Raw genomic sequence first — 4074 nt, forward strand, 5'->3', positions numbered from 1 at the left:
CGTCATAAAGCGTAAGCGTGTATATATAATCCGCGGTACCCAGTTTCTTTATTCTCGTACCCGTTACCATTCCTTTGGTCCTGTCATCTTTGGCAGGTTGCTGCGCATAGGGGTAAGTGTTGTTGGATGCGGGTAGCAGGTGGCTGTTGTGCAGCGGATCAAAGCTCGCATGTAGGCCTGAGGGTACGCTCCACCGTGCATCGGTAACCCAACTATAATCATCATACCAGGTTCTTCACTGACTGACAGGCAAACGCATCCTTTACCAACCGGCGCATTCAATCGGAAAGCCTTATTATCTCACCCCACAGCTTCTGCCTGATAGTGTTCATGTTCCTCGAGCAGGAACTTTGCCTTAAGCTTCCCCGTCCGAACGGCTTGGCCGGGAGGGCTTCAGATTCAACCTCACGGTCGCACCCTTGCTCTCGGCTAATGGTTGGCGATTACATACCCCCTTAACGGACTTCCTCCGTCAAGTTTATCACTATGCGTGGGGCACCAACATACAAAAGCCGCTCATTAAGTGATTTGTATATTGCATTTTATTTTCTTATTTCTGAACCATACGTGTTTCCTTCTTCTTGTTCTAAATAACCGCTTATTGCCTTTGTGTATTTGACAACCTGCTCTCCGGTTAGATTTAATTTTTCAACACATACGGCAAACTCCTTAATAACCCCTCGGGGATTAAACGCTCCTTCATTTTCAAAAATAAAAATGTCGCCTTTGTTATAAATAAATAATCGTCTCGGAAAGTGAGGTCCTAAACCTTTGAATGAGTATATCCCATCCTTAAAAATTAAATCTTTTTTGCTTTGCAAATTCCACACATATAAACCCGTTTTGGGGCTTATGTCGCTACTTCTCTTATAAGTAATTTCAGCAAGTTGCAAATTTATACTATCTGGAACTCTTACCGTTTGAAATAGATTTTTCTTTTTTACTTGTGCGTACGAACAATTTGAAAGTGTAAGTACTAAAACAATACTAAGAAATAAACCTTTCATAATCAATCGTTTAATTTTTTAGATTGGCGAATTATTTTTTTCTCAACAGCTTCAGGTTTCACTTCTCTTGAAATGTCTCTTGCAGCTTGTTGCTTTCTAGTGCCAAATTCTGCTTGAATGTCTTTATTTATCTCAGCTTTATCTGTGGCATGAATACCTTCATGTCCTGCTACTGCACCTATAGCCTGTTCAAGTGTCAACCCTTCATGTTCTAAACCTGAACCCGCTTTTATACCTTCTTTCAATGTCCCTTCAAAAATAGTAATAGTAGCTTCTTTTATGCCAAAAGAGCCATCATCATTTTGATACTTACTATAAGTTGGTGGATTATTTCTATTTCCTTGTTCAGTTTCACCATAGGTATAATGAGTACCGTCAGATTTGGTTTCAATTTTACTATCGGAAGAAATGCTGATTTTGGTTTTTATGTCAGAGGAATTAATTCTTTTCAACTGAGTGGCACCTTCGGTAGTCAGATTTAAAGCTCCTGCAACCCTTTTTATATCAGCAGTAGCATATTTTGTATAGTGCATACCACCCTTTTTGTCATAGTAGATTGCTCTCCTACCTTGTGGGTCTACGATTTCTCGTCCGTCAGGGTCTATGTATCTTATGGGGTTATTAGCAACAAAACAATAAGGTGATAGACTTGGATATTTGTATGCTAACGGGTCAACCACATGCCACCTGCCGATCACCGGATCATAAAACCTCGCGCCGTAGTCGTACTGCCCCAGCTCCTCCTGTTTCTCCCTGCCGTTGTATTTGTACTTATTCGGCACCGCCTGGTAACGGGCTATACCCAAACCAAATGGATAATAATCCGTCTGCTGAAGTACCGCTCCCGCGCTGTTGTAAACGATCCGCGTATTACCCAGATGGTCTTTTAAAAAGTGCTCAAACGTGTAGCTGCCGCCATTATTGCGGGCAACGCCTTCCCCCATGTGTAAAAGATCTATCGTCGTACCGGTGTACTCGATCCCATCGATGTAGCTTCTCGCTTCAACCGGAGTCTGTTTGCTCAGCTTCTCGCCTGTTGCGCTATAGCCGTATATGACCGTACCTACGGCGGTGCCCGTAACCTGCTTAGGCAAATTTAACTCATTGTATTCAATATTCAACACACCATCACTGGTTATACTGCCGTGGTACACAAGTGCCAGAACCCTGTAACCAAAGTTCCCGACCACCGACAAGCAAACGCATCCTTGGGATTACCGGGACGTACGAACGCAATGAAAATTTACCGTCCATTGAGATGGTTGCCAAAATGGCTAACGTTTTTGGCGTAACCGTTGATTTTTTAATCGGGGAAGGGGAAAACGCTTCTTGTGAAAAGGAAACGGTGGAACGTATCAACGACATACAAAAAATGGATGCTGATACCAAAAGCGTCCTGTTCAACGTCATTGATACCTACATCCAAAATTTTAAAACTAAACAGGCTTTCAGATAAGAAAAAAATTATCTTCTATTACCTGCATACTATTTATTTAAAATCTAACTCTATATTCAAGACTTTCTTTTTGTTTTCAAACTCGGTTAAACTCAATGGCCCTGTTACATGGCTTTGAAGAATGCTATCGCAGTTAACTTTTGAACAATCCACATTCTCAATATTAAAGTCTTTGCTAATAATATAATAATTTTCTTTGTTATCTTTTATCTGTAGCGTTTTTGCTATCGCCCATTCTTTGTTTGATGTGGCTTCTTCTACGTATTCACCGCTATCCGTCTGTCTTTCACGAATAGGAAGAACTTGTATTCCTCCATGGCAATCCCCTTCGCAATAAACAATAATCGCTGTTTTTTCTTTATCATTATCCCATAATGAAAGATGGTTGCCCAATGGATATTCTCCCGATATCCAATTGCAGGAAACTGTAAAAAATATCAACACTTGAAGAGTGGTATAACAAAAACGCTTGCTCATAAAATTTTTTTTTATAAATCCTACCTACGGGCGCAATTGCCCTGTACCATAATAGAAGGTTCTAAATCCGTGAGTATCATTCAAACCTTCCGACCACCTTTCATAATTGATAAGTCCCTTCCTCCATATACTTCCTCCCTTATTCCAATCATAATCGGTCGCTCTACCAAACGGTAAATTAAAATCATTCACGACTTTTACGCTACCTGTATTGTTCAACAATGTAATATTTACACGTCCCAGGGCATAAACCGTAGATGCCAAAGTGTAGTTGGTTTGAGCTGCAGCAAAGTTTCCCGGAGTATTTAAATTTATCGGAGAGGATTTACCTGCTCCGTTTTTAAAATCAGAAACAGAGATATTTCCAAAATCAAGTTTGGAAGCGTCTATGTAAAGCATATTTTCCGATGTGAGATTTTTTAACGCCCCTACATGTGATTTCGCCCAGTCTATTCCTTCCCGGATTGTAACAAATCCATCGTAATCTGGTCGGTTAGGTAAGTCATTATAATGATTATAGAAATCAAAATAATTTCCCCAATCAGGTATTGCTTTGTAATATTCTGTACCTCCATTAGGTGCTAAATCTTTCTTCATTGCATCTTCATGCTTCATACCTTGCGTGAAGTCCTCGTGCTTCATTACAATAGCTTTACCCTGCAACCCCTCATCATCAGTACCCAGGAACTTCCCATCAGTTCCGTATATAGGGCTATAAGCAGCCCTTCCATCAGGATCTATTTTATTTATAGGATTATTGTCAAAAGCAGAATAACCAGATTGCCAGGGAAACTTATGTGCTAATGGATCCACCGTATGCCACCTGCCTATTTGAGTATCATAATGCCTGGTGCCAAAATCATACATTTCTAAACCCGAACCGTCGGCAAATTCCTGGTTATCGAGCTCCTTTCCATTATATAGATATTTGTTTCGAAGAGATGCATTTGCGTTTTGCAGGCTTATCCCTTTCATGGAGAGTCCGAACGGATAGTAATGCGTTTCTTCCAGCACGTTACCATTATCATCCAGCATCATGCGAACATTACCCAGATGATCTTTCAGAAAGTAATCGTATTTCCATGCACCGGATTCCAGCCTTGCCCTGCCTTCTTCAGTATTTACGAACTGCAA

General features: G+C 40.7%; 5 protein-coding genes. 1 reads left to right on the plus strand and 4 read right to left on the minus strand.

The features are described from left to right. Nucleotides 1-542: 542 nt before the first annotated feature. Nucleotides 543-1007 carry a hypothetical protein gene (locus tag AC3WS5_RS15880; RefSeq protein WP_492468398.1) on the minus strand — a complete coding sequence of 155 codons (465 nt, stop codon included), beginning with the start codon at nt 1005-1007 and terminating at the stop codon, nt 543-545. Between the two features lie 2 nt (nt 1008-1009). Then, nucleotides 1010-2131, minus strand: a complete 1122-nt coding sequence (locus AC3WS5_RS15885) for an RHS repeat domain-containing protein (RefSeq protein ID WP_492468400.1) — start codon at nt 2129-2131, stop codon at nt 1010-1012. A 134-nt stretch (nt 2132-2265) separates the two neighbouring features. Here AC3WS5_RS15885 and AC3WS5_RS15890 point away from each other — a divergent pair, with 134 nt between their 5' ends. Beyond that, nucleotides 2266-2463, plus strand: a complete 198-nt coding sequence (locus tag AC3WS5_RS15890; RefSeq protein ID WP_492468401.1) for a hypothetical protein — start codon at nt 2266-2268, stop codon at nt 2461-2463. Nucleotides 2464-2496: 33 nt separating this feature from the next. On the opposite strand, the gene AC3WS5_RS15895 is transcribed toward AC3WS5_RS15890, so the two are convergent. Both AC3WS5_RS15895 and AC3WS5_RS15900 read right to left on the minus strand, forming a co-directional pair. After that, the gene (locus AC3WS5_RS15895; protein WP_492468402.1) at nt 2497-2940 is read right to left on the minus strand and encodes a hypothetical protein; all 444 of its coding nucleotides are present in this window, start codon (nt 2938-2940) and stop codon (nt 2497-2499) included. Between the two features lie 24 nt (nt 2941-2964). Then, nucleotides 2965-4074 (minus strand): RHS repeat domain-containing protein (locus tag AC3WS5_RS15900; RefSeq protein WP_492468403.1); only part of this gene is annotated, 1110 nt, incomplete at its 5' end.

This window comes from Niabella sp. CPT15-335-S11, from assembly GCF_058792415.1.

Excerpts from the sequence above, each read along its gene's own strand:
- AC3WS5_RS15890 (WP_492468401.1), top strand. The coding sequence starts at position 2,266 with ATGGTTGCCAAAATGGCTAACGTTTTTGGCGTAACCGTTGATTTTTTA.
- AC3WS5_RS15880 (WP_492468398.1), bottom strand. The coding sequence starts at position 1,007 with ATGAAAGGTTTATTTCTTAGTATTGTTTTAGTACTTACACTTTCAAAT.
- AC3WS5_RS15895 (WP_492468402.1), bottom strand. The coding sequence starts at position 2,940 with ATGAGCAAGCGTTTTTGTTATACCACTCTTCAAGTGTTGATATTTTTT.